This is a genomic window from Prevotella sp. 885 (assembly GCF_002265625.1).
Lineage (GTDB): Bacteria > Bacteroidota > Bacteroidia > Bacteroidales > Bacteroidaceae > Prevotella.
In genome coordinates, this window is record NZ_NOVE01000015.1 from 36186 (window position 1) to 62590 (window position 26405).

Below are 26405 nucleotides of genomic sequence, written 5' to 3' on the forward strand. Positions count from 1 at the left end.
AGGTAGACGTGAGTCTATACCTTGCCGCTATATTTTTACGCTAAAACTTGTGACTTAAAGCAATTTTCAGTAACTTTGCATAAAACAAACTAACCCCGGTAATACCTTTATATATAATAGGAGAATAAACCTTATGCTTAATACTTTTAACCTTGACGGCGACAAGAAGAATGTTTGCTTTAAAAAGAAAATCCTGAAATATTTCGTAACCAACGGTAATTCCACCATCCAAGAACTTGCGAAAGAAATAAACCTCAGCATCCCGACCATCACTAAAGCAGTGGGAGAGTTGCAGAATATGGGCTACGTAAACGAATACGGAAAGCAGGAAACAGGAGAAGGACGCAGACCTATACTCTACGGACTCAACCCCGACTCGGGATTCTTCGTCGGCGTGGAGATAAAGGAGAATTTCGTTAACCTCGGACTTATGAACTTCCGAGGCGACCTTATAGAACTGGACGACAACGTGCCTTGTCTGATCAACAACACGATGGAGTCCATTGACGAACTGTGCACGCTCGTGAAGAACTTCATCGAAAAGACGGAAGTGAAGCACGACAAGATTCTTAACGTCACATTCTGCATCTCCGGACGCGTCAATTCAGAGAGCGGCTATTCACACACATTATACAACTTCCTCGAAAGTCCTCTCACCAACACTCTCTCGGAAAAGATAAACATCAACGTAAGCATTGAGAACGACACCCGTGCCTTCGCTTACGGAGAGTATATGAAGGGAATGGTGAGCGGAGAGAAGGACGTGCTCTTCATCAACGACAGTTGGGGGCTCGGACTGGGCATCATCATCGACGGCGAACTCTACAGAGGTCGTTCGGGATTTGCCGGCGAGATCGGACACATGCACGTCTTCAACAACGACATCCTTTGCCATTGCGGCAAGAAGGGTTGTCTGGAGACGGAAGCTTCGGGAAGCGCTCTTCAGCGCATCGTCAAGCAGCGCATCGAGGCTGGCGAATCGTCAATTCTCACAAAGAAAGAAGGCGACATCTTCACGCTCGACAACATAATTGACGCCATCAACGATGAAGACCCGCTCTGCATAGATGTCATAGAGAAGATAGGACGCAACCTTGGCGAGACCGTCGCCAACCTCATCAACATCTTCAACCCCGAACTCGTGGTAATCGGTGGCGTGATGGCACGCACCGGCGACTTCCTCCTCCAGTCCGTTCTGACTTCAGTAAGAAAGTATTCGCTCAACCTTGTCAACAAGGACACACGTCTCTGCCTCTCCAAGCTACGCGAGCGTGGCGGCATAACCGGAGCCTGTCTGCTGGCAAGAAAGGTTGTGTTGGAGTAGAGAAACTCACAACTCCTAAATAGAAAACGCCCTGCAAAGGTTATGATTTACCTTTGCAGGGCGTTTTTGTTTTATATAAATGTATTTCTGATATATTCTTTATTCTTCCACAAAGTCAACGTATTCGCCTTCGTCCTTTGCGAAAATCTTGCGATTAGCCTCACGAGGCGAACGCGAATCGTAGATATCGCCCGATACCGGTCTGCTGCTTCCTGCTGCATTACCGTTGCTGCCAGTATTGTTTGCAGAAGAAGACGTAGATGATGACGACGAAGAAGCCGAGCCGTACGTACCGTTATTGGCGGCAGAAGAACGTCCGCCTCCCATTCCGCCGTTGGCGAAGCGTCGTGCAGCATTACGTACACGATGGAGGAAATACGCCACCACTCCTATTACGAAGAAGGCGACGAGGATGAAGACGATGAACAGATATTTTATTAGTAGTGCAAATACCGACATAATATTCGTTTTTGATTATACAAATGATTTGATTAATACTTCCGAATATCTTAAATCAAATACCATGCCATAACGTTAAAGCACATGAGCAATAAACGTTAGGCTTGCGCTTTCTTTGTCATCATGTTCGAACACAACGAAACGATGAAGTACCACGCCACTATCATCCAGAAGCTTTGGATAATACCGAAGAAAAAAATCATAACAGCGGAGAAGACGATAAACGTGTAACGCAACTCGTTTTCTTTCCATCCCCAATGCTTGAACTTCAGAGCGAACATCGGAATCTCAGCCACCAAGAGCCAGCTGCTGAAGCAAATCATCACCAGAAGCACGGGCACCATAAGCGGAGACGACTCGAACCAGTCGGCACGCGATACCAGCAATGAGCCCCAGAACAGGGCGTTGGCTGGCGTCGGCAGACCGATGAACGATGTGGTCTGGCGTGTGTCAAGATTAAACTTGGCAAGGCGCAAGGCAGAGAAAGCCGCCATAACGAAAGCGAAATAGGGCAAGTATTCTGCCACAGGCGCAAGAAAGTCAGGACATTCCAGCGTCTGAAGCTCACGGAAGATGATGGCTGCCGGAGCCACACCGAAGGTCACGTCATCGGCAAGCGAGTCAAGCTCCTTGCCTATAGGCGAACTGACATTCAGAAGGCGTGCGCTCATACCGTCGAAGAAGTCAAACACGGCTCCTGCGATAATCCACAACAATGCCATGCGAGCGTCGCCTGAGAGGGCAAAGACTGTAGCAATGCAGCCCGATACGAGGTTGCCACAAGTTAGGGTGTTGGGGATAATGCGTGTGATTATGTTTGCCATAATTCGAAGTTTGTTGTATTGAATTTATTAAAAGTCAGTCTGCTTTCAGCTAAGCTTTGCGATAATTGTCTGGTCGCCTGTTGTGGCCTGGCCCATCTTTACGCAAATCTCCGTTCCGAGCGGCAGGAACACGTCCACACGTGAGCCGAACTTGATGAAACCGAGGTGCTCGTCGATGTAGCATTCCTCTCCCTCCTTTGCGTAGGTGACGATGCGTCGAGCCACGGCGCCGGCTATCTGTCGGCAGAGGATGTCCGTTCCTTCGGGAGTGGTGATCACCACGTCAGCGTGTTCGTTTTCCTCGCTTGCCTTCGGAAGCCAAGCCTTATGGAAGTTGCCGTTGTGATGTTCCACCTTCGTCACCTTTCCGTCTACGGGGAACCAGTTGGCGTGTACATTGAACAGACTCATAAAGATACTCACCATAATACGGCGGTCGTGGAAGTACGTATTCTCCTCCACTTCCTCAATAACCACCACGCGTCCGTCAGCCGGAGCCACAACTATTTTCTCAGTGTTCTCCTCCGGGAAGTAACGGATGGGGCAGCGGAAGAAGTTAATCACTATACCATACACCGTGCCCATTATGGCGAGGAAGCACCAGAAAGGAGCCTTCACGTCCACAAAACGCCACAGCAACAGCGCCACTGCGGCAATGAAAATGAAGCCATAAATGAGCGTGTCCGTTCCTTCACGATGAAGTCGTATCTTCTTAAGTTTCTTTATCTTTATATTTTTTATCATAGTAGCGGGGAATGTATAAGGATGCTATTTTTATAATAGATGTGAGTAAATAGAGGTTTCGATAGTTAAGGATGCGGCGCATACGGAAAAACATATGAGCAAGAAGCGCCCTTTTTATCTTTGCAAAGGTAAGTTTTTTTTACGGAAATGACAAATTTTTCTACTATTCTTTTGGTTGTCTCAGCAATAAGGGCTAACTTTGATTTCCAATTTATACAAAATCACACACCACACATGGAAGACTTCATACATCTGCACGTCCACACGTACTACTCTCTCCTCGACGGCCAGTCGCCCGTTGAGAAGCTCGTCGACAAGGCCATTGCCAACGGCATGCGCGGTATGGCGATAACCGATCATGGCAATATGTTCGGCGTGAAAGAGCTGTTCAATTACTGCAACAAGGTGAACGGTAAGCTGAAGAAGGAGGGCAAGGAGCCGTTCAAGCCCATCTTCGGATGCGAGATGTACGTGGCACACCGCAAGAAGTCGGACCGTGTGAAGGAGAAAGGCGACATGGGAGGCTATCACCTCATCGTCCTCGCCAAGAACTACAACGGATACAAGAACCTCATCAAGCTGGTGTCTCGCGCATGGGTGGACGGCTATTACATGCGTCCGCGTACTGACCGCGAGGACCTGGAGAAGTATCATGAGGACCTTATCGTCTGTTCGGCCTGTATAGCAGGCGAAGTGCCGGCGAAGATTCTGAAGAACGACATAGCCGGAGCAAGGGAAGCCATCGAATGGTATAAGAATCTGTTCGGCGAAGACTATTATCTGGAGCTTCAGCGCCACGAGGTGCGCGACCCGCATCAGCGTGCCAACCGCGAGACTTTCCCGCTGCAGCAGCAAGCCAACAAGGTGTTGATGGAGCTGGCTAAGGAATACGGCATAAAGCTGGTCTGCACCAACGACTGCCACTTTGTCAATCAGGACAACGCCGAAGCCCATGACCACCTGCTCTGCCTTGCCACAGGAAAGGACCTCGACGACCCCAACCGCATGCTCTATACGAAGCAGGAATGGTTTAAGACGCGCGAGGAGATGAACGAAGTGTTCGCAGACGTGCCCGAAGCTCTCTCCAACACGCTTGAGATTCTTGACAAGGTGGAGTTCTACTCCATCGACCACTCCCCCATCATGCCATTCTTCCCCATCCCTAAAGAGTTCGGCACGGAGGAAGACACACGCAAGCGCATCACGCCGGAGGAGCTTTTCCGCGAGTTCACCACGGACGAAAACGGCAATGACATAATGTCACAGGAGGAAGCCGAGAGCAAGATAAAGAAGCTCGGAGGCATCGACAAGCTTTACCGAATAAAGTTCGAGGCTGACTATCTGGCAAAGCTTGCCTACGACGGAGCCAAGCGACTCTACGGCGACCCGCTGCCCGAAGAGGTGTCGGAGCGCGTCAAGTTTGAGCTGCACATCATGAAGACCATGGGTTTCCCGGGATACTTCCTCATCGTGCAGGACTTCATCAATTCCGCTCAAGACGAACTGGGCGTGATGGTAGGTCCGGGACGTGGTTCGGCTGCCGGATCCGTTGTGGCTTACTGCCTCGGCATCACCAAGATTGACCCTATAAAATACGACCTTCTGTTCGAGCGATTCCTCAATCCTGACCGTATCTCGCTCCCTGATATCGACACCGACTTCGACGACGACGGACGCGGAAAGGTGCTCGAATGGGTGGAGGACAAGTACGGACACGACAAAGTGGCGCACATCATCACCTACGGCACGATGGCCACAAAGAACTCCATCAAGGACGTGGCACGTGTGGAGAAGCTGCCTCTCGACGTATCTAACCGCCTGTGCAAGGCCATACCTGATAAGCTGAAGGACGGCAAGAAGATGAATCTGCCCAACGCCATCAGCGAAGTGCCGGAGCTGCAGGAGGCGGAGGCAAGCGCCGACCCGCGACTTGCCAACACCATAAAGTACGCAAAGATGCTGGAGGGCACCGTCCGCGGAACGGGCATCCACGCCTGCGGCACCATCATCTGCCGCGACGCCATCAGCGACTGGGTGCCGGTGTCGACGGCTGAGGACAAGTCTGACCCCGGACACAAGCTCCTCGCCACGCAGTATGACGGACACGTCATCGAGGAGACGGGCCTCATCAAGATGGACTTCCTCGGACTTTCCACGCTCTCCATCATGAAGGAAACGGTGGAGAACATACGCCTCACACACGGATTTACGCTCAATCTCGACACGATCCCCATCGACGACGAGCTGACATACAAGCTCTATCAGGAAGGACGGACCATCGGTACGTTCCAGTTCGAGTCTGCCGGTATGCAGAAATACCTGCGCGAGCTGAAGCCTACCGTCTTCGAGGACCTCATCGCCATGAACGCCCTCTACCGTCCGGGACCTATGGACTACATCCCATCCTTCATCGCACGTAAGAACGGCAAGGAGGAGATAAAGTACGACATCCCCTGCATGGAGAAGTATCTGAAGGACACGTACGGCATCACAGTATATCAGGAGCAGGTGATGCTCCTCTCCCGACAGCTTGCCAACTTCACCCGAGGCGAGTCAGACGCCCTGCGTAAGGCGATGGGTAAGAAGAAGAAAGCCATCGTAGACGCCATGAAACCTAAGTTCATCGAGGGCGGAAAGAAGAACGGACATGACCCGAAGGTGCTGGAGAAGATCTGGGCAGACTGGGAGAAATTCGCGTCATACGCCTTCAACAAGTCGCATGCCACGTGCTATTCGTGGGTGGCATACCAGACGGCTTACCTCAAGGCGCACTATCCTGCCGAGTTCATGGCGGGCAACATGAGCCGATGCATCAGCGACATCACCAAGATCACGAAGCTCATGTCAGAATGTCAGGCGATGGGCATACCCTGCCTCGGACCCGACGTCAACGAGAGTCAGCGCAAGTTCTCAGCCAACAAGAAGGGCGAGATACGCTTCGGACTTTCTGCCATAAAGGGCATGGGCGACGCCGCTGCCATCAACATCATCGAGGAACGCGAGAAGAACGGACCTTACAAGGACATCTACGACTTCGTGCAGCGCGTGAATCTCTCTGCCGTAAACCGCAAGGCGCTCGAGTCACTCGCTCTGAGCGGAGGACTTGACAACTTCGGAATACGTCGCGAGAGCTACTTCGGCGAGACTCCGAAAGGCACGTTCATCGAGATACTGCTACGCTACGGACAGACCTATCAGCAGGAGCAAAACCAGATGCAGAACTCGCTCTTCGGCGACATGGGAGGAGTGGAGATAGCCACACCGAAGCCGCCTGAGGCAGAACAGTGGAGCACCATAGAGTTGCTGAAGAAGGAACGCGACCTCGTGGGCATCTATCTCTCCGCGCATCCGCTGGACGAATACAGCGTGGTGCTCAATTCGATGTGCAACCTGCGCTGCGACCAGCTAACACGCGACATGGACAAGCAGGAAATGGCAAAGACGGCGGAGCTGACCTTCGGAGGCATCGTCTCGTCCGTGACGTCACGATTCACGAAGAACAACAAGCCGTTCGGCATCGTCACCATCGAAGACTTCAACGGTCAGGGCGAGCTGGCGCTCTTCGGCGACGAATGGACAAAGTGGCAGCACATGCTGAAGGAGGAATACATCGTATACATCACAGCCACCATGCGACAGCGATTCGCCAACGCGCCAAACAGCCTGGAGCTGGTCATCAAGAGCGTGGAGTTTATGAACGACGTGAAGGACAAGCGCATAGAGAGGTTCACCATCTACATCGACTCCACCCTGCTCCACAACTCGCGCATGAACGACCTGGAGGTGCTGCTCAAGAGCAATCCCGGCAACGTGCCGCTCTACTTCAACATCCACGACTCTGAGCACAACACGGACCTCACGCTTCTGAGCCATAACACCACCATCAACCCGAGCAAGAAGCTCCTCAACTTCCTTGACGACCTCAACAACGAGACGGAGGAACACGAGACTGTCAGGTATGCCATCAACTGACGCGCCGACGCTTGGCATAATATTTGATGACAAATAATATATATTGGTAATAATCGAGTCTATAATAACATAACAAAACTAAAAATTACAAGAAAATGGAAGTACAGATTACAACAGAGAATCTCGAGCAGTACAAGAGTGGCGAACTGCCATTGGTAGTTGACCTTTGGGCAACATGGTGCGGTCCCTGCCGCATGATCGCTCCTATCGTATCAAAGCTCGCTGAGGAGTACGACGGCAAGATCGTTGTAGGCAAGTGCGACGTAGAGGCTAACGATGACGTAACCATCGAGTATCGCGTCCGCAACATCCCCACACTCCTCTTCTTCAAGGGTGGTGAGCTCGTTGACAAGCACGTAGGTGCCATCACAGAAGGCGACCTCAGAAAGAAGTTCGACGCTCTGCTCTAATACAGACAGACTGTAATAAACGGACAACTTCCGTAGAAACTGACAACCAAACCAGGGAGTCAGTTTCTACGGAAGTTTTTTTTGTATATATTACATCTACATAACATCGCAGCAGTAGGCAGGGCTTTAACCCAAATACTATAATGTAATTCACCACTATACTATAGCGATTCGTTCCATCAACTATTTTGCGGATAAAACCTCCAGTTGTGAATGGATTGCTTTGTTATTGTTGAACTGGTTCAGCATGAACGTAATAGTAATCATTCTTGGAGTCAGCATCGTCGCGATTGAGAACAAGTGCAATTCTTGTATCAGCAGTTGCCCAATATGTAATAATATGCGCTTTTTCAGGAAGAGCCTTGAATAAGGTGCGGTAATGCTCCACCTGCTTACCCACTTCGGTTCCCTTGCCATAATGGTTAATCATAAGTTCCGTCAGTTCACTGATTTCCTTTTCCAGGATGGCAATATCGTTGCCCTTGCCTTTTTCTTCGGAATTGTAGCGCAGTTCGGCATACACCTTGTTCATATCATTGTTGTATGTCCTTGGTTCGTAAACGGTGAAACTCCGGCTTTTGTCAAGCAAACATGTAGCAGTAAACTCTCTTGGCTTGCTCATCGAAAACTTTCCCCAATCGAAGCACAAGAATTTGTCGAAGTAGATGTCGTGGTGCATCGTGTATGTATAGACGATGCGACCTTTCTTGTAACCCTCAAAGTATGTGGTCAGGTTTGGGTTCGTATAGAAGAAACGGGTAGTCCATGTCAGGACAGTCTGCGCCTTGCTCTGATTGTTGCGGTGTATGACATATCTGTCTGGAACAATTCTGTCGTTGGCTCTCCAAACGATGGAGTCGAAATATTCCAATGCTGGGTTTGGAAGCATTGCCGTGCCGAGATGGTCGGTTAGTGAGAATTCTACATTTCCAAAAGCGACGATGACACTTCCGTTGGTTCCTTCTTCAAAATCGTCGGGGTTGTAGTATCTTGCACTTACACGGAACTTGCAGTCGTCAGGAACGGCACCGGTAAAATCAAAGTTTGCATCATAATCGTATGCTTTCTTCATTTTGGCAAGTTCATTGTCGGTCATGCGTTGATAGACAACCATGCAATAAAAAGGTTTCTGATTACCGTGCTCGTCGTATTTGACACCAATATTTTGCATGGTGTACATATAGAATTCCTTTCCTTGGAGAGTGGCCAAAGCCAGCACTTGCATATAGCGGTTTTGCAAACTTTCGCTTTCTGTGCCACGCATGATGAAACCCTTTGTAGCATCGTAGCGCCACGTTGTCTTATTATAGAATTTGCCTGCGATGTCACTATGGAGGAAACCGACAAGCCGACTGTCTGACTCAAACCAGTAATCTTCATATCCTCCACCACAAACTGTTTCGCGATAATCTTTCTGTGAAAGCCTGCCGTCATTCTGAACTTCATACATGCCTATGACTTTCCAACCATACCCTTTTACCTCATCCTCAATAACTGTAGCTCTTGTGGGCTCGCAACTTTCAAGCACACAGCAGCCATCGTCGTTAATAGTATAAGTCCTATCGAACAGATTGTCATAGTCAATAACCGGTCCGTTAGGTTCCTCCGTCTTATCACAACCTGTAAAAGAAACGATGCTGAGCATCGCCATCAGAAAAATCCAAATCCTTTTCATTATATTTATGTATTAAGTTCTTTTTCTTGAAATTTTCGTATGTATTACCCTCTATTGATTCGTTCTACCAATTCGTCTGGTGTAAGTATCTCCATCTTGGAGAAACCAAACCACTTTTTGCCTAAGTCCTTAATGGATGCACCTATGTGATATACATCATCGTCTATACAAAGGAAGCGGTCATGTGATAAACGGAATGTTTCAACATCAATCGGTGCATATTGAGCATTATGACGGTCTATGTCGAGTTGGAACTGACGGTTTATCTGCTGAGTGTAGATGATTGCAGACACGTTATTATCTCTTTTATCGAGCAATGTCAGTACAGTCTCGTCAACATAGTTGTCGATAAGGACAATACGCTTCTTCGCACTCTTAATCAAGTCGGACACGAAAGTATAGGCATCATAAACTTGCCCATTGTAGAACACACCTTGTTTCGGCTTTGCATTGCCCTCGTCCAATCTGCGGAATACTTCGTCTATGCGCTTATTGGTTGCTTCAATGTGCTTATCGGTATCTTGTTGATGTTGCAGGATTTCCAACTGATGATATTCCATCGTTTCCAAACGACTAAAAACAGAAGCATTGTTTACCATAAAGTGACGCATTGAAACAAATGCTCGCATGATTTGTATATTGACCTCAATGGCTGTTTTTGAACGGAGAACACTACTAAGCATTGCCACGCCTTGTTCAGTAAAAGCATACGGCATATATTTGAGGTGTTGACCTTGTTTTTCGTTTAAGGTCACAATTTGTGACCTTAAACATTCTTCCTTTGTCAATTGAAACCGAAAGTCATTAGGAAAGCGTTCAACATTGCGTTTAACAGCCTGATTCAGAACTTTAGCTTCTACCCCATATAGCATTGCTAAATCTTTATCAAGCATAACTTGTTGCCCTCTAATTACTTTTATTAGAGGTTCAATATTACCTGCGAGTTCATGGTTATCGCATTTTGTAACATCTATTTTGGACTGGTCGCAAATTGCGACTGGTTCTTTTTTATCTATGTTGTTTGCCATGTTTCTATCTTTATTTTTGAGATCACAAATTGTGACCTTAAACGTATTGTTGTTATAATGCGTACAAAGGTAGTGCTTTTAGCCTTTAAACTACTATCACACAAACCCTTTCTTTGAAAAGAACGTAAAATCAATAGTATTATTGCGGTGATTGCATTTTTAGTAATCTTCTTGTCAAAAACCTCTTCATGTCCGTCATGCAAATATCGTACAAAGAGTAAAAAGCTGTTACAAAATAAAAATCAATTCTAGAGAATCAAAAAGCTGTTTTTATGGTGTTTTGCTGTGCAAACAGCACCCGCGCATAACGATAGAGCCACTTTTACACTCCAATAGTGCCACTATTAGACAGTAAAAGTGGCGCTATTGCATGATAAAAGTGGCACTATTAGAGTGTAAAAGTGGCGCTATTGCAGCAAAAAGTGGCTTTTGGGCGCTTTCATTTTTTGCACATTCCGCTCACCAACCACATAATCCACTGTGTTTAAACCGTTTATCCCTGCACGCTCAAAACTCAAGAATTTCGCACCAAAGATTTTGTTGTGCGCTCAACTGGGAGTATTGAGCGTTAGAAATGCAAATATTGTCTTCGGAACCGCCGAAGAATTAGAAAAGAACCCGCTATATGAGCTGTTTAAAATAGCCCGCACCATCATAACCAAAGCAGCGCTTTATAAAAACAAAAGAGGCTTTAATGCATGAAACAAGAGAAACTATTCTCTGACCTGCATTAAAGCCTTTTTTAAAACTCAAAACTCCATTACAGCGGAGTAGTGAAGATGTATGTACGGAGCACGTAATAGCTGATGATGCCGGCTATGTAGCCAACGAAAGCTATCCATGTGATCTTCTTCATATACCATCCGAAGGTGATCTTCTCCAGACCCATTACCACAACGCCAGCGGCGCTACCGATGATGAGCATTGAGCCGCCCACACCGGCGCAGTAAGCGAGGAGCTGCCAGAAGATGCCGTCCACTGCCATGTCGCCTGTAGCGGCAACCGGATACATGCCCATGCAGCCTGCAACAAGCGGTACGTTGTCGACGATGCTCGAGAGGACACCGATGATGCCGGTGACGAGGTAGTGATTGCCGTCGAAGAAGACGTTCAGACCCTCGCCGAGAGCTGTGAGCACACCCACCTCAGAGAGGCAAGAGACAGCCATTAGGATGCCGAGGAAGAAGAGGATGGTGGACATATCCACGCGTGAGAGCAAGTTGGTGACGCGCTTCTGTGTGCCCTCTGCGTCATGTCCGCGATGGAGATGACGATAGAACACCTCTGTGGTGGTCCAGAGAACGCCGAGCACAAGGAGGATGCCTACGAACGGAGGCAGATGTGTGATGCTCTTGAAGATGGGCACGAAAATCAGACCGCCCACACCGATTACGAAGACAGCCTTACGCTGTGTCTCGGTGAAGTCACCAGAGTCCTCGTCTGCACCAGCCTTCACCTCCGGCATATGGAGCTCGCCCTTGAGGCTGTACTGCAGGATGAACGCAGGAATAAGCATCGAAACGATGGACGGAATGAGAATCTCGCTGATGACGCCAAGAGCTGTGATAAGGCCCTTGTTCCAGAGCATGATGGTGGTGACGTCGCCGATGGGCGAGAAGGCACCGCCTGAGTTGGCTGCGATAATGACAAGCGAAGCGTAGATGAGGCGGTCGTTGCGGTCAGCGACGAGCTTGCGCAGAATCATAATCATCACGATACTTGTCGTAAGGTTGTCGAGGATGGCTGAAAGGATGAAGGTAAGGAAGGCGATGCGCCATAGCAGGGCACGCTTCGAGTGTGTCTTCATTACCTTGCGCACCCAATTGAATCCGCCGTTTTGGTCGACAATCTCCACGATTGTCATAGCACCCATCAGGAAGAAAAGCGTCGTAGAGGTGTCGCCGAGATGCTCCTGTATGATGGAGGTGACCTTCTCCGCCATTCCCTCAATGCCACCGGCATAGTCGGGGTGCATCATTGTAAGAAACTGCAGCGGGTCGCACATATATAGCGTCCAGCAAGCCACAAACATCAGCAGCGCCACGGCTGCCTTGTTCACCTTTGTCAGACTTTCCATGGCGATGCAAGCATAGCCTATAACGAAAGCCACGACAATCATGATTGTCAATGTTGTCATAATTCTTTTTCTTGGATATTGTTTTTTAAAGTTATTCTATATTGTCATCAGATTATACGAGGATGTAATAATTGCCTACAAAATTAGTAAATAAAACCATATAAAAAGAATTGATAACGCTATATTAATATATGTGTAAACAAAAAAAACGCAGACAACGGGGTTTGATGCCGTTGTCTGCGTCTTATGGTGACGTCATGTCTGATTATTGTCTTATACAAGCCTTCTTACACGTATGTCTCGAGGAACTTGATGGTGCCTTCCACCTTCAGAGTCTCTGTTGTTGCGGGAACGAGGATGCTCTCGCCTGCCTGCAGAGTGAAGGTGTTGCCCTCGTTGTCGGTGATGGTGCCTTCGCCCTTGAGTCCGATAAGGATGACGAAGCTATCTAGCTCAGAATAGTCGAGCGTCATCGGCTCGTCGAGGTCGTAAACGGCTGTATTGAAGTAAGGGCACTGCACGAGGCTCACACCCTGATTCTTCACCGGTGTGTAGTCTGTACGGTAGTTGCTCTCTACGTTATAGTTGATGCACTCGGCAGCCTGCTTTGTGTGGAGCTCACGGTAATTGCCGTTCTTGTCCTTACGCTTGAAGTCGTAGATGCGGTATGTAACGTCGCTGGTCTGCTGAATTTCGGCGAGGAAGCAGCCTGTGCCGATGGCGTGGATGCGTCCTGCGGGGAGGAAGAAGCAGTCGCCTTCCTTCACGTCATAGCGTGAGATGGCGTCGCAGATGGTGTCGTTCTCCACCATTGCTGTATATTCCTCCGGTGTGATCTGCTTCTTGAGACCGCAGAGCAGAGTGGCGTCCTTGTCAGAGTCGAGGAGATACCACATCTCTGTCTTGCCGCGCTCCTTGCCCTGACGCTTTGCAATTTCGTCTGTCGGGTGCACCTGGATGGAAAGATCCTGACGTGCGTCAATGAACTTGATGAGGAGGGGGAACTCATCGCCGAAGCGCTTGTAGTTGTCAGCGCCCACGAGCTTGTCCTTAAGCTCAGCCACTACTTCGTTGAGTTTCTTGCCTGCGTACGGTCCGTTGGCTACGACTGTCTCGTTGCCCGGCACGCCTGAGATTTCCCAGCTCTCGCCGACATTCTCCTGCTCTACGTTAAGGTGCTTGAAAGGGATGATCTTCTCGCCGCCCCAGATGGTGGACTTGAGAAGTGCGTTAAACTTAATTGGTTCCATAAATGATTTTATTTAGTAAGTTAATTTTCTTTCCAGAACTGGGGTGAGAAGATTACGAGGACGGAGAATATCTCCAGACGGCCTATCAGCATCAGCACGGAGCATATCCACTTGGCTGTGTCGGGAAGGATGCTCCATGACATTGTGGGGCCTATCTCCAGACCAAGCGTCGGACCTACGTTGCCTAAGCAGCTGAGCGTGATGGTGATGGCGTTGGTGTTGTCGATGCCCATCGCTATCATTGAGAACGAACAGAAGAGGCACAGGACAAGATAGGTGGCGAGGAACGCCAAGAGCGTCACGCGCTTTGAGGACGGAACGTTGGTGCCGTCTATCTTCATGGGCAGGATGGCGTTGGGATGGAGCATCTGACGAAACTCGTTCTTGATGACCTTGAGCACCATAACCGCTCTGATGCACTTGAAGCCGCCGCTCGTCGATCCGGAGCAGGCGCCGAAGAACATGCAGACAGCGAGCACCACCCACGTCACATGAGGCCACTTGCCTGGGTCGTCGGCAAGAAAGCCGGTGGTGGTAATGAAGGACACCACGTGGAAGAGACTGCTGCGGATGGCTGGTTCCAGACTGTATCCGTTCTTCCACATCAGCTCTACGACGATGAACGCCGAGAATGCCAAGACCACGAAGAAATAGAACTTGAACTCCGAACTGCGCAGCAATGTGGAGATGCGACGCTGCGAGGCGGTCATATACAGCAACGTAAAGTTGGCGCCTGCTATGAAGCAGAAGAACGTCAGGATGTACTGGATGGCTGGCGTGAACAACGAGTAGTCGCTGTCTACGGCGAATCCTCCGGTGGCTGCCGACGTAAACGCATAGTTGATGCTGCGGAATACGTCCATTCCTGCCAACATCAATGATCCTATACAGAAAATGGTGATGAGCAGATAAACCACCCATATCCACTTGGCTGTGGTGCTGAGACGGGGATGGAGCTTGGTCTTTATTGGTCCGGTGGCCTCCGCCGCGAACACCTTTACGCTTCCTCCGACAAGGGAGGGAAGGATGGCAATGGTGAAGAACACGATGCCGAGACCGCCTATCCACTGTATCAGCGAGCGCCAGAACAGAATGCCGTGAGGCAGGACGCTGACATCGTCAATGATGGTGGCGCCGGTGGTGGTAAATCCGGACATTGTCTCGAAGAAGGCGTCCGTAAACGAGGGCAGATAGCCTCCAATGACGAAGGGCATCGTTCCCACAAGGGAGAACACCACCCACGTGAGCGCCACGACAAGGTAAGCGTCACGGCGTGAGAGCGAGTTGTCGCAGCCATGACCGAGATAGCGCAGGACGAAGCCTGAGGCTATGGAGACGGCGATGGACGTTCCGAACGCCAGGACGTCATCCTCATGATAATAGAAAGCCACGCCAAGACACATGAGCAGCATCACTGTCTCAATGAAGAGCAGCGAGCCTAATATCTTGTATATCAACTTCAGGTTTATCATACGAACAGTTTCTCTATCTTCTTCATGTTGATATTATGACAGAACACCATAACGGAGTCGCCGGGCTGTATCATTGTGTTACCGGATACGAGGTAGCCCTGTCCGTCGCGGACGAGTCCGCCAATGGTCATACCCTGCGGCATACCCAAGTCCTTTACGGGCTTGCGGGTTATCTTGGCTCCCTCGCAGGGAATGAATTCCGCTACGTCGGCATTGGCAGTCATAAGGAAGCGCACGTTGTGTACGTTGGCGTCAAGCATCATCTGATAGATGTGGCTGGCAGCAATCGACTTCTTGTTGATGATTGTTCCGATGTCAAGGCTCTCCGCCATGCTGATATAGTCGATATTCTCTACCATTGCAACGGTCTTGCGCACACCGAGTCGCTTGGCTGTGAGGCAGGCGAGGATGTTGGTTTCGGCATTGCCGGTAAGCGCAACGAACGCCTGTGTGTTCTTTATTCCTTCTTCGATGAGAAGCGAGAGGTCGCGTCCGTCACCGTTGATGACGAGAGCGTCTTCGTCTTCAAGGAGCGAATTGAGTCGCTCGCAACGCTGTTCGTCAATGTCAATGATCTTTACGTCCATGTAGCTGGGCATGGTCTTGACGGTACGCACGGCAGTGGCGCCGCCTCCCATTATCATCACGTTCTTCACGTCAACGTAATGCTCCTTGCCCACAATCTTCCTTATATAAGGTATATACTGTCTGGTGGTCATGAAGTAGGCGAGGTCGTAGAGTTGGAGGCAGTCGTTACCGCCCGGTATGATGGTCTCGCCGTCGCGCTTGATGGCCACGATATGATAAGGATCCTCAGGTCCGCAGAGATTTCGCAGCGGCTGGTCGAGGATGGTGCATGACTGGCGCAGCTTCACGGCGAGCATCACCAGCGCTCCTCCGTGAACGTCCCAGCGCTGTCTTACCCACGACATCTTCAGTCCGTTATTGATGTCGGTGGCAGCAAGCATCTCCGGATAGATGATGGAGCTGACGCCCAGTCGTCCGAAGAAAGCCTGGAGGTCAGGCTCGATGTATTCAGAGTTGTCTATTTTAGCCACCGTCTTCTTGGTGCCGAGTCCGTTGGCAAGCACGCATGACGCCATGTTCTGGCTCTCGTCCGGCGTTACGGCAATGAAGAGGTCGGCATGTTCAGCCCCAGCCCTTCGCAGCGCCTTCACGCTGGTGGGCGACGCCTCCATGGTGAGGATGTCCACGTCAGACCCGATCCGTGCGAGTCGTTCCTCGTCAGAGTCGATAACGACGATGTCGTCATGCTCTCGTGAGAGAAGGCGCGCTAAGTGTGTACCTATGGCATAGGCACCGGCTATGATGATTTTCATAATGTCTTAAGAATGTATATTAGATGTATTGGTAATGGCATCTACGATGGCGTCAATGTCAGTACCGGCAATATGGCGTAACTGTTCCACCGTGCCATGCTCGATGAAGCGGTCGGGCAGACCTATGCGCTTGACAGTAACGTCCTTGTCGTGGTCGCTCATCCATTCCAGTATGGCAGAGCCAAATCCGCCAGCTCGCTGTGCGTCCTCTACGGTAACGATGCGGCGGAATGTGGAGGCGATGCTCTCAAGGAGTTCTTCGTCAAGCGGCTTGCAGAAGCGCATGTCGTAATGGGCTACGCTTAACTGCTGTCCGCCCTGCTCAATGCGGTCGATGGCTTTTACCACGTCGTTGCCAATCGGTCCGTAACTGAGGACAGCTACGTCCGTGCCTTGGCGCAGACAGCGGCCCTTTCCGACGGGTATCTCCTCGAACGGGCATTCCCAGTCGGCTCCCATAACTCCCCTACCCCTTGGATAGCGTATCACGACAGTGCCCTTGTCAGGCAGCTGCGCCGTGTACATCATGCGACGAAGCTCAGCCTCGTTCATCGGTGAGCAGAGCGTAAGGTTGGGCACGCAGCGCAGGGCAGCGATGTCGAAGACACCGTGATGTGTGGGTCCGTCCTCTCCCACCAGTCCCGATCTGTCAAAGCAGAACACCACGGGGAGGTTTAGCACGGCAGCGTCATGTATGATATTGTCGTAAGCACGTTGTGCGAACGCGCTGTAAATATTACAGAAAGGCATCAGTCCGTCCTTCGCCATACCGCACGAGAATGTGGCGGCATGTCCTTCAGCGATGCCCACATCAAACACGCGGTCAGGCATTTCCTTCATCATGATGTCCATGGAGCAGCCCGTCGGCATGGCTGGCGTAACGCCGACGATGCGCGGATTCTGACGTGCAAGCTCAAGAAGAGTCTTGCCGAACACGGTCTGGAATTTAAGCGGATAAGGACTGTCCTCCTTCTTGATGCGCTCTCCAGTCTCGGCATCGAAGAGTCCGGGGGCGTGCCAGATGGTAGCCTCCTTCTCCGCCGGGGCATATCCCTTGCCTTTCACGGTGTGGAGATGCAGGAGCTTGGGGCCGCGCATGTCCTTGAGCTGTTCCAGTATGCGCACCACCTCGCTGACATTGTTGCCGTCGAACGGTCCGAAGTAGCGTATATTCATGCCCTCGAAGATGTTCTGCTGATGGGCAAGCGCCGACTTCAGGGCATTGTTGAGGCGGATGAGTCCTTTCCTGCGGTTTTCATTAAGGTAGCCTTTGGAATGGAGCCATTGCGAAGCCTTGAAGCGCAGGCGGTTGTATGTGGCATTGGTATCAAGATTGAGCAGATACTTCTCCATGCCGCCCACGGCACGGTCAATACTCATATCATTGTCATTAAGAATGATAAGGAGGTCGTTTGGCGACGACGACACATTGTTAAGGCCCTCGAAAGCCAGTCCTCCAGACATCGCACCGTCACCGATTACGGCAACGACATGGCGTGAGTCGTTGCCGGTCTTGCGTGCCGCCACAGCCATACCGAGCGCCGCCGAAATAGAATTAGAGGCGTGTCCGCACGTGAAAGTGTCGTACTCGCTCTCCATCGGGCTCGGGAAAGGCCTAATGCCGTGCAACTTACGGTTGGTGGAGAAACATCCGCGACGGCCTGTGAGCATCTTATGCCCATAGGCCTGGTGTCCCACGTCCCACACAATACGGTCAAACGGGGTATTGAAGACATAGTGTAAGGCCACTGTCAACTCCACCACACCAAGCGAAGAGGCCAGATGTCCGGGGTTGACGGCAAGCTCCTCCACAATGACGTGGCGGAGTTCGGAGCACACTTCTTCAAGCTGCTCCACCCTTAACTTGCGAAGGTCGTCGGGATATTCAATCTTTCCTAATAATCCTAAGTTGTCGTTGTTCATGAGGTTTGTGATGTAAATGCTACGGAAGGCTTTATCGTCTCAATAGTACAGCTTTTGCTGACCTAAAGCATTGGTTTTCGCCCTTTCCAACTTGCAAAGATAATGTAAATGGCTGAAAGGACAAAAATTTTTTGGCTATTACATATAATTTGATTATTTTTGCAAAGTTTTTGAGAGGCAAATGCTTGCCGATACTGAACAATCACGATAACACAGATTTAAAATACGATAAACAATTAAACATTTTTGCTTGTGAAAAAATGAGTAGCCCCACTAATTTCAACTACCACAGCGACCGTATGCTCATTGGTGCTGTATTAATCGGAGACATTATCATTGCCATCCTGACATTCCTGCTTTTCTGCAGACACATGCCAGGCATCTATCACGATGATGCAATACGCCAGACCATCACGGTCAGCATCATGCTCTACTTCGCCTGTACGTACCGTAACGGCGTAGTGCTTCATCGCCGCCGCGCGAGCACGCATCTCATTGTGATGCGCGTAATGAGCAACATGTTCAAGTTTACAATCCTCAGCGTACTGCTGTTCACCATCGGCGACTTCTGGCATATGGAGCCATCAAGGTATGCGCTATGCATGCTTACGATGACCGTACTGATATCCATCTATCGTGTTTTGGTGAGAAGAATAGTAGTAGCATGGCGCCGTAAGCCCAATCACGTCCACAACGTAGTGATTGTCGGAAGTTCGGAGAACGCTGCCGAGCTCTACAAGGAGGTAATGGAAACCGCCACATTGGGATACAATGTCAACGGTTACTTCGACGACGAACGCAACCCGCTGTTCCCCGAAAAGGCAACATACCTCGGCAAACCGGAGGACGTGCTGGAGTATCTCAAGAAGCATCCGGAGGTGCATGAGGTGTATTGCTGTCTGCCTTCGAAGCGCAGCGCAGAGATTCTGCCAATCATACATTATTGTATGCAGAACTTCCTCCACTTCTTCAGTATGCCTAACGTACGCAACTATGTGCACCACCGTATGCACTTCACCATGTTCGGCAACGTGGCATGCATGAGCCTCTACAACGAACCGCTGTCACGCGTGGAGAACCGCTTCATCAAGCGTGCCTTCGACATCATCGTTTCGCTTATCTTCCTCTGCACACTCTTCCCGTTCATTCTGCTCCTCGTTGGCATCGTGACGAAGATAACAATGCCTGGACCGATATTCTTCAGACAGAAGCGTACGGGTCTTGACGGCAAGGACTTCTACTGTCTGAAGTTCCGAAGCATGAAGGTGAACAAGGATGCCGACACCGTGCAGGCTACGCTCAACGACCCACGTAAGACAAAGTGGGGCAACATCATGCGTAAGACCAATCTTGACGAGATGCCACAGTTCATCAATGTGCTCCTCGGACAGATGAGTATCGTGGGTCCACGTCCGCACATGGTGAAGCAGACTAACGACTATTCGAAGATAATCGACTATTATATGGTGCGCCACCTCATCAAGCCGGGCATCACCGGATGGAGCCAGGTGACGGGCTTCCGTGGCGAGACAAAGGAAATATACCAAATGGAAGGTCGCGTAAGAGGCGACATCTGGTATATGGAGCACTGGACTGTCTGGCTCGACATATATATTATGTATAAGACAGTGGCAAACGTAGTGCAGGGCGACAAGAACGCCTACTAAACGCAGAAGCACATAAAGAAGATTATATCAATCTTCAAGCAATTATATAACAGCAAGATAACCAAAACTCGGACAGGCGGCGCATAGATTGCGCTGCCTGTCTTTTTTTGTGCTTAAGAGAGCGATACACGCTTTCTGTTATTGCCTTATTAGCCTTAAATAAAAAAAAGCAGCGGTCCGCCCAAGAGCGAACCGCTGCCAATATTTTAACAACTTACCAAATTTTCTTTCCTCGAAAGAAGAAGGGTAGTTTGTGTCTGACTAACCGAAGTTATCCTTACTTCATGTCAATCTTCTTACCCATACTTACGGCCTGTGCAATTGTTATTGCTACGATGGCCAAAATCAACATTGTTACCATAATCTTTTTACCTTTCTTTTAATTAATTTGTAAATCCGTTATCTGAGCCAAAACCTTCACAAGCTTAAGAGGCTCCGTTATGTTATCCTGTGTATTTATGTTTCTTTTTACGCTGCAAAGATACTATTTGCAGATTGTGTACGCAAACATATTAACAAAAAAGTATACCTTTACAGCCTTTTGTTGACACAAGTCAAAAAAGAATGGAGGTATACTTTGTATGTTTTACTGATATCTTTCGGGCACTTTCGTCACGCTTCCCGTGAACACAAAGGGATTTTCGATGATGAACCAGGAGTGGTCGTTGCCGCGTTCAAAGTCGACAAAGAGGCGGTTAATGGTGATGGTGAAGGTGTCGCCGTAACGCTCTATCATGAGGTCGCTGTTGGGTTTGTCGCCCGCCTCAGCCAGATAATATTCGCTTTCGCCATTGCCTTTTGGCATATTGATGGCGCCCTGCATGCTCCATTCGCCGCCTTTAACGGTCATAGACGTCAGCTCCTCCAGCTTTACATCTGACTTGAAGGAGATAACCATAAAGGAGAACCTGGATGGCATGTGGCTCTTGCCCGTAGCAATAGTGCGATAATAGTCGAAGGAGAAGAATTCCAGTTCGCAGTCGTACAGACTGTCTCCGTCATTGCGACTGCCGTCTTTCTTGCATGCCCAATAGGCATTGCCGAATGAGTAAGAATTGCGTCCCACTTCAAGGACGGCTTTCACCTCATCCTGTTTGTTACTGATTTCATCCTCTGCACTACACGAACCGAGAAGTACGGAAGAGAAAATGCTACATAATAATAGCATGAATAATTTAATCGTCTTCATAAGCTAAGAATTTAGAATACATTATAAGTTTAGAAAATATACTATAAAAGCAGTAGTTGATTATTTCTGTATCAGATTAGTATTGGGGCTTATTATTCCCATATTTTCATTATAAGTCTGATGCAAATGTACTAAAAATATCCGAACATGTTTGTCATTTAGTAAAAAAAATTTGCTCAACCCCCGAAAAGGTCTTAACTTTGTTAAGTATATGGAAATCTTTATTAATATTATTATACCGAAAAAACTAATGAAAAGAATCTTTCTACTTTCAGCGGCTGCCATCGTGTCGGCTGCTCTTTCGGCGCAAACCGTTGCCAAGATGAGCGACATGAAGCCCGAAACGAAGGCTATGGCGGTGAGTCTCAAGCTTACCGGCGAACTGACTACGGAGGGAAACAGCGACTATCGTCAGCTCCGCGACCTCTGCTTCCAACTCCGCGACCTCGATCTCAGCGATGCCAACAGCACCGGTCTGCCGAAGAACGCGTTTCATTCACGTCACCAGCTGGAGCGCATCAAGCTCCCGAAAATCCTCAAGACCATAGAGTCGCAGGCGTTCTTTGCTTGCGATAAGTTGCAGGAGATAACCATCCCCGCTTCCGTCACAAGCATCGGAGAGGCTGCCTTCTCGGGCTGTAAGGGCTTGGAGAGCATCGTAATAGAGGGCACTCCGGTGCTTGGCGAGTACGCTTTCGCACGTCTTGAGGGTCTGAAGACTGTCAAGGTGAACTCAAAGGTGCCGCCTCGTGCAGACGTATCTACATTCTATGGCATCAATCGTTCGCAGGTGAAGCTGATTGTTCCGAAGGGCGCAGAGGCTGCATATAAGAAAGCACCTGGTTGGAGCCGCTTCTTCGCCGAGCCGAAAACAGCCAAAGAGGTGAGCGACCCTTCCATGTGTCTTGCGCCGTATCCTATGGAGATGAACGTGATGAAGGGCGCTAAGGGCATGGACGTGCAGACAGCATGGAACATCGTGGCAGCTGAAGGGCTGCAGAACGAGCAGAATCAGGCTCGCCGTATGCTCACAGAGCGCATCGGCAACATCGTCAACAGCAGACAGCGCGGCATCGTGCTCAACCTTTCGCTCGACCAGACTCTCACTGACAACGAGGCTTACACGCTGGCTGTGAACGCTAAGGGCGTAACCATTAAGGGCAAGACAGCGCAGGGCGTGTTCTGGGGACTGATGACTTTAGACCAGATTCTGCGCGGCAGCGGCAACAAGGAATGCGTGGACATCATCCCGCAACTCACCATAAAGGACGCTCCCCGCACCCATGTACGTGAGCTGATGGTCGACCCTGCACGTACCTTCATCCCCTTCGATGATCTGAAAGCGTTCATCCCAGAGATGGCACGCTATAAGCTCAACGCCCTCCATCTGCACCTCGTGGATGACCAGGCATGGCGTATAGAGATAAAGAAGTATCCGCAACTCACAGAGCTGGCTTCCTCACGATGGGGTCAGGACGACATGCTCGCGCCATACAAGGGCTATTATACCCAGGAACAGATGCGCGAACTGGTGAAGTATGCCGCTACGTATCACGTGGAAATAGTGCCAGAAATAGAGATGCCGGGACATGAGGTGGCTGCCATCAGCGTCTTCCCTGAGCTTACCTGCCATCAGCGTCAGGTGCCCGTCCGCACCACTTGCGGCGTTTCCAACGAGCTACTTTGCCCCGGTAACGACTTCACATACGAGTTCCTCGGCAACGTATTCAAGGAGATAACAGACATCTTCCCGTCAAAATATATCCATCTTGGTGGCGACGAAGCTGGCAATCCCGCTCTCGACTGCTGGACAGACTGCCCGAAGTGTAAGGCGCTGAAGCGAAAGCTCGGCATCCCGTCGACGGACCGTTCGGAGAACTGGAAGCTGCAGGGCTACCTCTTCGATCGCATAATAGAGCTTCTTCGCGACACTTATCACAAGACTCCGATGTTCTGGTATGAGTCTGACTTCAAGGAGATACAGCCCGGCTGCGTGACATTCGCATGGCGTAGCGGACAGACAAAGGAGGCGCTTGACGCTGCCGTACGAAACAACGCACGCATCATGCTGTGCCCCGGTGAGCACTGCTACTTCGACTATCCGATGGCGAAGGGCGACATGCCTGAGGTGAACTGGGGAATGCCCGTAACTTCTCTGAAGGACGCTTACGCCCTTGATCCGGCTTGGGGAATGGGAGCAGAGTTTGAGAAGAACAATCTCTTCGGTGTGGCCGGCACTCTCTGGAGCGAGTGCATCAACACTCCCGAGCGCATCAGCTATCAGGCTTACCCGCGTGCAATAGCACTGGCGGAGGTAGGATGGAGCACAGCCAACGTTCGCTCATGGGAAGGCTTCGTAAAGCGACTGAAGCCTACTATGAAGGATATGATGAGACGCGGAGTGACCGCAAGCTTGGAATACTAAGAGCGGTAAACAGGAATTTATCTAACGAAGTTGAGAGTTGAGATTTGAAATTTGAGAGTTCTTGCTAAGGCAAGCGGCAAAGCCGAGCGATGATTACCTTATTAAGTATATTATAATCAATATGATTAACTATCATACATATCATAACTCTCAACTCTCCATTCTCAACTCTCAACTAAATAAACTGCAATTTATCGCTGAGATAAACAAAAAAATAGGAGTTACGAATTATGGTTGTGGATAACCTTAACTCGTAACTCCTATTTCGTTATTCTTAAATGCCGCTTAGAGAATCTGCAGCACTTCCTTTATGTCCTCAATCTTACGCAACTCATCCATTATGATGCGCACTTCGCTGCGGTCGTGTACACGCAGTTCGATGGTGCCGTTGAAGATGCCCTCATCGCTGGAAATGGTAACGCGATGGATGTTGACGTCCAGCTTGTCAGAGATTACCTCTGCCACATCGTGAAGCATACGCTTGCGGTCGATGCCCGAAATCTGAACGGTGGCGTCGAAGAACATCACCTTGTGCATGTCCCACTTGGCATCGAGGATGCGATTGCCGAAACTGGTCTTAAGCTTGGAAGCCACGGCACAGTCGCGACGGTGAATTTCTATGCGGTTCTTGTTGTCGATATATCCGAGGATGTCGTCACCCGGTATCGGATGACAGCACTGCGGAAAGACAAACGTGGAGATGTTCTCCTCATTTATAATCACCGGCTTCTTCTTGTTGAAGCCCTCTCCTACTATGAAGAAGCTGCGCTTCGTATCGTCTTTCTTGTCGTTATGCGAGAAGAAAGGCACGAACTTTCGCCAGCCGCCTCCCGTGTTCTCAGCCTTCTTGCTGCGCAATTCGTCGAGGTCGTTATCGCCAAGCAATATGGTGCGCTTGCCGATGGCGAGGAAGAGAGCCTCATTGTTCTTCATCTCATGCAGGTCGCAGAGCTTGTTAAGGACGGGAGTGGTCATCTCCAGCTCGTTCTTTACAAGCCAGTCGTCCAGAATCTGCTCACCGCGCTTCTGCAGTTCGCGGTTGTTACGGCGCAGAATGGCAGTAATCTTGCCCTTTGCCTTAGCCGTGGACACGAAGTTTATCCATGACGCCTGCACGTGCTGAGAGTTGGATGACAGCACCTCCACCTGGTCACCGCTGTTAAGGCGATGGCTGAGAGGCACCAGCTTATGATTTACCTTCGCACCTATACAGTGCGAGCCGAGGAATGTATGTATCTGGAAAGCGAAGTCGAGCACCGTACATCCTGCCGGCATAGTCTTGATTTCGCCCTTCGGTGTGAATACGAAAATCTCGTTGGCGAAGAGATTCAGCTTGATGGTGTCGAGGAAGTCCATGGCGTCCGGCTGCGGATCGTCAAGAATCTCCTTGATGGTGGAGAGCCAGTTGTTCAGCTCAGAGTCGTCATCGACAACCTCCGTCTCGCCCTCCTTATATTTCCAGTGTGCGGCAAAGCCCTGCTCAGCCACCTCGTCCATGTGGTCAGAACGTATCTGCACCTCTATCCACTTGCCCTGCTTCGACATCAATGTGACGTGCAAAGCCTGATAGCCGTTGGCTTTCGGGTGGTTCACCCAGTCGCGCAGACGGTCGGGATGCGACTTGTATATCTGGTTTATAGCCACATATATCTTGAAGCATTCGTTTATCTCCTCCGAGCGAACCTTCGGCGTATAGATGATTCGCACGGCGAGGATGTCATATATCTCCTCGAAGGTGACATGCTTGTTCTGCATCTTGTTCCATATCGAGTATGGACTCTTCACGCGTGCCTTTATTTCGTATTTCAGCCCCATGTCATCAAGGATGGCTCTGATGGGCTTTGTGAAAGACTCGAAGAGCACATCGCGCTGTGCCTGTGTGTCAGCCAGCTTCGACTTGATGTAGGCATACTCCTCCGGATGTTCGTAGCGGAAAGAGAGGTCTTCCAGCTCTGTCTTTATCTTGTTAAGACCAAGGCGGTTGGCAAGCGGAGCATAAATATATAATGTCTCGCCCGCTATCTTATACTGCTTGTTGGCAGGCTGCGACTCCAGCGTGCGCATATTGTGCAGACGGTCGCAAATCTTGATGAGGATTACGCGGATGTCGTCGCTCATCGTGAGGAGCAGCTTCTTGAAGTTCTCAGCCTGTGCCGACTTATGATCATCAAATATGCCTCCAGAAATCTTCGTCAGTCCGTCAACAATCATAGCCACCTTCTCTCCAAAAATGTTCTCTATGTCCTCGACGGTATAGTCCGTGTCCTCCACGACGTCATGCAACAGGGCGGCGCAAATACTGGTGCTTCCCAGTCCCATCTCCTCCACGGCGATGCGTGCGACGGCAATGGGGTGCATGATGTAAGGTTCGCCTGAGAGTCTGCGCACACCTTTGTGCGCCTGCTTGGCGAAGTTGAACGCCTTGGTTATGATGTCCACCTTCTTGCGGTGTGGCGATGCCAGATAAATGTCAAGCATTCCTTTGAAGGCTGCCTCTATCAACTTGTCGTCAGCGGCTTCGCGCTGCAGTTCTTTCTCTTTAATGTCATCCATGATCAGAGTCTCCTATAAATTGGCGTGATGATTTCTGTAAGGTATGGTAGTTTAGCGGCTACTAACGTCCGAG

General features: G+C 49.9%; 17 protein-coding genes and 1 pseudogene. 6 read left to right on the forward strand and 12 right to left on the reverse strand.

Annotated elements, in window-relative coordinates; all coding sequences use genetic code 11:
* The first annotated feature begins 133 nt into the window (after nucleotides 1-133).
* Nucleotides 134-1324: an ROK family transcriptional regulator gene (locus CHL74_RS06590; protein ID WP_094880373.1), complete on the forward strand. Its 1191-nt coding sequence runs from the start codon at nucleotides 134-136 to the stop codon at nucleotides 1322-1324.
* 99 nt (nucleotides 1325-1423) lie between these two features.
* Here the strand turns inward: CHL74_RS06590 and CHL74_RS06595 are convergent, their stop codons facing one another.
* The 3 genes from CHL74_RS06595 to CHL74_RS06605 all read right to left on the reverse strand — a co-directional run bounded on the left by CHL74_RS06595 (nucleotide 1424) and on the right by CHL74_RS06605 (nucleotide 3351).
* Nucleotides 1424-1783 (reverse strand): DUF4834 family protein, encoded by a 360-nt coding sequence (locus CHL74_RS06595; RefSeq protein ID WP_094880374.1) that lies wholly within the window; start codon nucleotides 1781-1783, stop codon nucleotides 1424-1426.
* Nucleotides 1784-1881: 98 nt separating this feature from the next.
* Nucleotides 1882-2607, reverse strand: coding sequence for a CDP-diacylglycerol--serine O-phosphatidyltransferase (gene pssA / locus CHL74_RS06600; protein WP_094880375.1), 726 nt, complete (start codon nucleotides 2605-2607; stop codon nucleotides 1882-1884).
* Between the two features lie 45 nt (nucleotides 2608-2652).
* A complete protein-coding gene (locus CHL74_RS06605; protein ID WP_094880376.1) occupies nucleotides 2653-3351 on the reverse strand; it encodes a phosphatidylserine decarboxylase family protein in 699 nt (232 codons plus the stop codon).
* A 234-nt stretch (nucleotides 3352-3585) separates the two neighbouring features.
* On the opposite strand from CHL74_RS06605, the gene dnaE reads away from it, so the two are divergent.
* Together dnaE and trxA are read left to right on the forward strand one after the other, a co-directional pair.
* Nucleotides 3586-7323, forward strand: a complete 3738-nt coding sequence (gene dnaE, locus CHL74_RS06610) for a DNA polymerase III subunit alpha (RefSeq protein ID WP_094880377.1) — start codon at nucleotides 3586-3588, stop codon at nucleotides 7321-7323.
* Nucleotides 7324-7415: 92 nt separating this feature from the next.
* Nucleotides 7416-7733: pseudogene (gene trxA, locus CHL74_RS06615) on the forward strand (thioredoxin); the annotation flags it as partial.
* A 226-nt stretch (nucleotides 7734-7959) separates the two neighbouring features.
* On the opposite strand, the gene CHL74_RS06620 reads toward trxA, so the two are convergent.
* Both CHL74_RS06620 and CHL74_RS06625 read right to left on the reverse strand, forming a co-directional pair.
* The gene (locus tag CHL74_RS06620; protein ID WP_094880379.1) at nucleotides 7960-9408 is read right to left on the reverse strand and encodes a hypothetical protein; all 1449 of its coding nucleotides are present in this window, start codon (nucleotides 9406-9408) and stop codon (nucleotides 7960-7962) included.
* Between the two features lie 44 nt (nucleotides 9409-9452).
* Nucleotides 9453-10436 (reverse strand): ORF6N domain-containing protein, encoded by a 984-nt coding sequence (locus CHL74_RS06625; RefSeq protein ID WP_176452188.1) that lies wholly within the window; start codon nucleotides 10434-10436, stop codon nucleotides 9453-9455.
* A gap of 480 nt (nucleotides 10437-10916) precedes the next feature.
* On the opposite strand from CHL74_RS06625, the gene CHL74_RS15755 reads away from it, so the two are divergent.
* A complete protein-coding gene (locus tag CHL74_RS15755) occupies nucleotides 10917-11138 on the forward strand; it encodes a hypothetical protein (RefSeq protein ID WP_094880380.1) in 222 nt (73 codons plus the stop codon).
* Between the two features lie 58 nt (nucleotides 11139-11196).
* Here CHL74_RS15755 and nhaD read toward each other — a convergent pair whose 3' ends face one another.
* The 5 genes from nhaD to dxs all read right to left on the reverse strand — a co-directional run bounded on the left by nhaD (nucleotide 11197) and on the right by dxs (nucleotide 18498).
* Nucleotides 11197-12573, reverse strand: coding sequence for a sodium:proton antiporter NhaD (gene nhaD, locus CHL74_RS06635; RefSeq protein WP_094880381.1), 1377 nt, complete (start codon nucleotides 12571-12573; stop codon nucleotides 11197-11199).
* Between the two features lie 227 nt (nucleotides 12574-12800).
* The gene (locus CHL74_RS06640; protein ID WP_094880382.1) at nucleotides 12801-13763 is read right to left on the reverse strand and encodes a type I phosphomannose isomerase catalytic subunit; all 963 of its coding nucleotides are present in this window, start codon (nucleotides 13761-13763) and stop codon (nucleotides 12801-12803) included.
* Nucleotides 13764-13783: 20 nt separating this feature from the next.
* The gene (locus CHL74_RS06645; protein WP_094880383.1) at nucleotides 13784-15235 is read right to left on the reverse strand and encodes a TrkH family potassium uptake protein; all 1452 of its coding nucleotides are present in this window, start codon (nucleotides 15233-15235) and stop codon (nucleotides 13784-13786) included.
* Nucleotides 15232-16575 carry a Trk system potassium transporter TrkA gene (gene trkA, locus CHL74_RS06650; protein ID WP_094880384.1) on the reverse strand — a complete coding sequence of 448 codons (1344 nt, stop codon included), beginning with the start codon at nucleotides 16573-16575 and terminating at the stop codon, nucleotides 15232-15234. Before trkA ends, CHL74_RS06645 begins: the two co-directional genes overlap by 4 nt.
* A 6-nt stretch (nucleotides 16576-16581) precedes the next feature.
* The gene (dxs, locus tag CHL74_RS06655; protein ID WP_094880385.1) at nucleotides 16582-18498 is read right to left on the reverse strand and encodes a 1-deoxy-D-xylulose-5-phosphate synthase; all 1917 of its coding nucleotides are present in this window, start codon (nucleotides 18496-18498) and stop codon (nucleotides 16582-16584) included.
* 260 nt (nucleotides 18499-18758) lie between these two features.
* Between dxs and CHL74_RS06660 the strand changes: the two genes are divergently transcribed.
* On the forward strand, nucleotides 18759-20165 hold the full coding sequence (locus CHL74_RS06660; protein WP_094880386.1) for an undecaprenyl-phosphate glucose phosphotransferase: 1407 nt from the start codon (nucleotides 18759-18761) through the stop codon (nucleotides 20163-20165).
* A 586-nt stretch (nucleotides 20166-20751) separates the two neighbouring features.
* Here CHL74_RS06660 and CHL74_RS06665 read toward each other — a convergent pair.
* Nucleotides 20752-21354 carry a hypothetical protein gene (locus tag CHL74_RS06665; RefSeq protein ID WP_141241259.1) on the reverse strand — a complete coding sequence of 201 codons (603 nt, stop codon included), beginning with the start codon at nucleotides 21352-21354 and terminating at the stop codon, nucleotides 20752-20754.
* 250 nt (nucleotides 21355-21604) lie between these two features.
* Here CHL74_RS06665 and CHL74_RS06670 point away from each other — a divergent pair, with 250 nt between their 5' ends.
* Entirely contained in the window at nucleotides 21605-23779 is a 2175-nt protein-coding gene (locus CHL74_RS06670) for a family 20 glycosylhydrolase (RefSeq protein ID WP_094880388.1), read from the forward strand.
* Between the two features lie 285 nt (nucleotides 23780-24064).
* Here CHL74_RS06670 and CHL74_RS06675 read toward each other — a convergent pair whose 3' ends face one another.
* On the reverse strand, nucleotides 24065-26332 hold the full coding sequence (locus tag CHL74_RS06675; RefSeq protein ID WP_094880389.1) for a RelA/SpoT family protein: 2268 nt from the start codon (nucleotides 26330-26332) through the stop codon (nucleotides 24065-24067).
* Nucleotides 26333-26405: the final 73 nt, after the last annotated feature.

Bases quoted from the DNA above. Each gene is read 5' to 3' on its own strand.
- nhaD (WP_094880381.1), bottom strand. From the start codon at position 12,573: ATGACAACATTGACAATCATGATTGTCGTGGCTTTCGTTATAGGCTAT.
- trkA (WP_094880384.1), bottom strand. From the start codon at position 16,575: ATGAAAATCATCATAGCCGGTGCCTATGCCATAGGTACACACTTAGCG.
- CHL74_RS06645 (WP_094880383.1), bottom strand. From the start codon at position 15,235: ATGATAAACCTGAAGTTGATATACAAGATATTAGGCTCGCTGCTCTTC.
- CHL74_RS06665 (WP_141241259.1), bottom strand. From the start codon at position 21,354: ATGAAGACGATTAAATTATTCATGCTATTATTATGTAGCATTTTCTCT.
- CHL74_RS06660 (WP_094880386.1), top strand. From the start codon at position 18,759: ATGAGTAGCCCCACTAATTTCAACTACCACAGCGACCGTATGCTCATT.
- CHL74_RS06620 (WP_094880379.1), bottom strand. From the start codon at position 9,408: ATGAAAAGGATTTGGATTTTTCTGATGGCGATGCTCAGCATCGTTTCT.
- CHL74_RS06675 (WP_094880389.1), bottom strand. From the start codon at position 26,332: ATGGATGACATTAAAGAGAAAGAACTGCAGCGCGAAGCCGCTGACGAC.
- CHL74_RS06595 (WP_094880374.1), bottom strand. From the start codon at position 1,783: ATGTCGGTATTTGCACTACTAATAAAATATCTGTTCATCGTCTTCATC.
- dnaE (WP_094880377.1), top strand. From the start codon at position 3,586: ATGGAAGACTTCATACATCTGCACGTCCACACGTACTACTCTCTCCTC.
- pssA (WP_094880375.1), bottom strand. From the start codon at position 2,607: ATGGCAAACATAATCACACGCATTATCCCCAACACCCTAACTTGTGGC.
- CHL74_RS06670 (WP_094880388.1), top strand. From the start codon at position 21,605: ATGAAAAGAATCTTTCTACTTTCAGCGGCTGCCATCGTGTCGGCTGCT.
- CHL74_RS06605 (WP_094880376.1), bottom strand. From the start codon at position 3,351: ATGATAAAAAATATAAAGATAAAGAAACTTAAGAAGATACGACTTCAT.
- CHL74_RS06640 (WP_094880382.1), bottom strand. From the start codon at position 13,763: ATGGAACCAATTAAGTTTAACGCACTTCTCAAGTCCACCATCTGGGGC.
- CHL74_RS06625 (WP_176452188.1), bottom strand. From the start codon at position 10,436: ATGGCAAACAACATAGATAAAAAAGAACCAGTCGCAATTTGCGACCAG.
- dxs (WP_094880385.1), bottom strand. From the start codon at position 18,498: ATGAACAACGACAACTTAGGATTATTAGGAAAGATTGAATATCCCGAC.
- CHL74_RS06590 (WP_094880373.1), top strand. From the start codon at position 134: ATGCTTAATACTTTTAACCTTGACGGCGACAAGAAGAATGTTTGCTTT.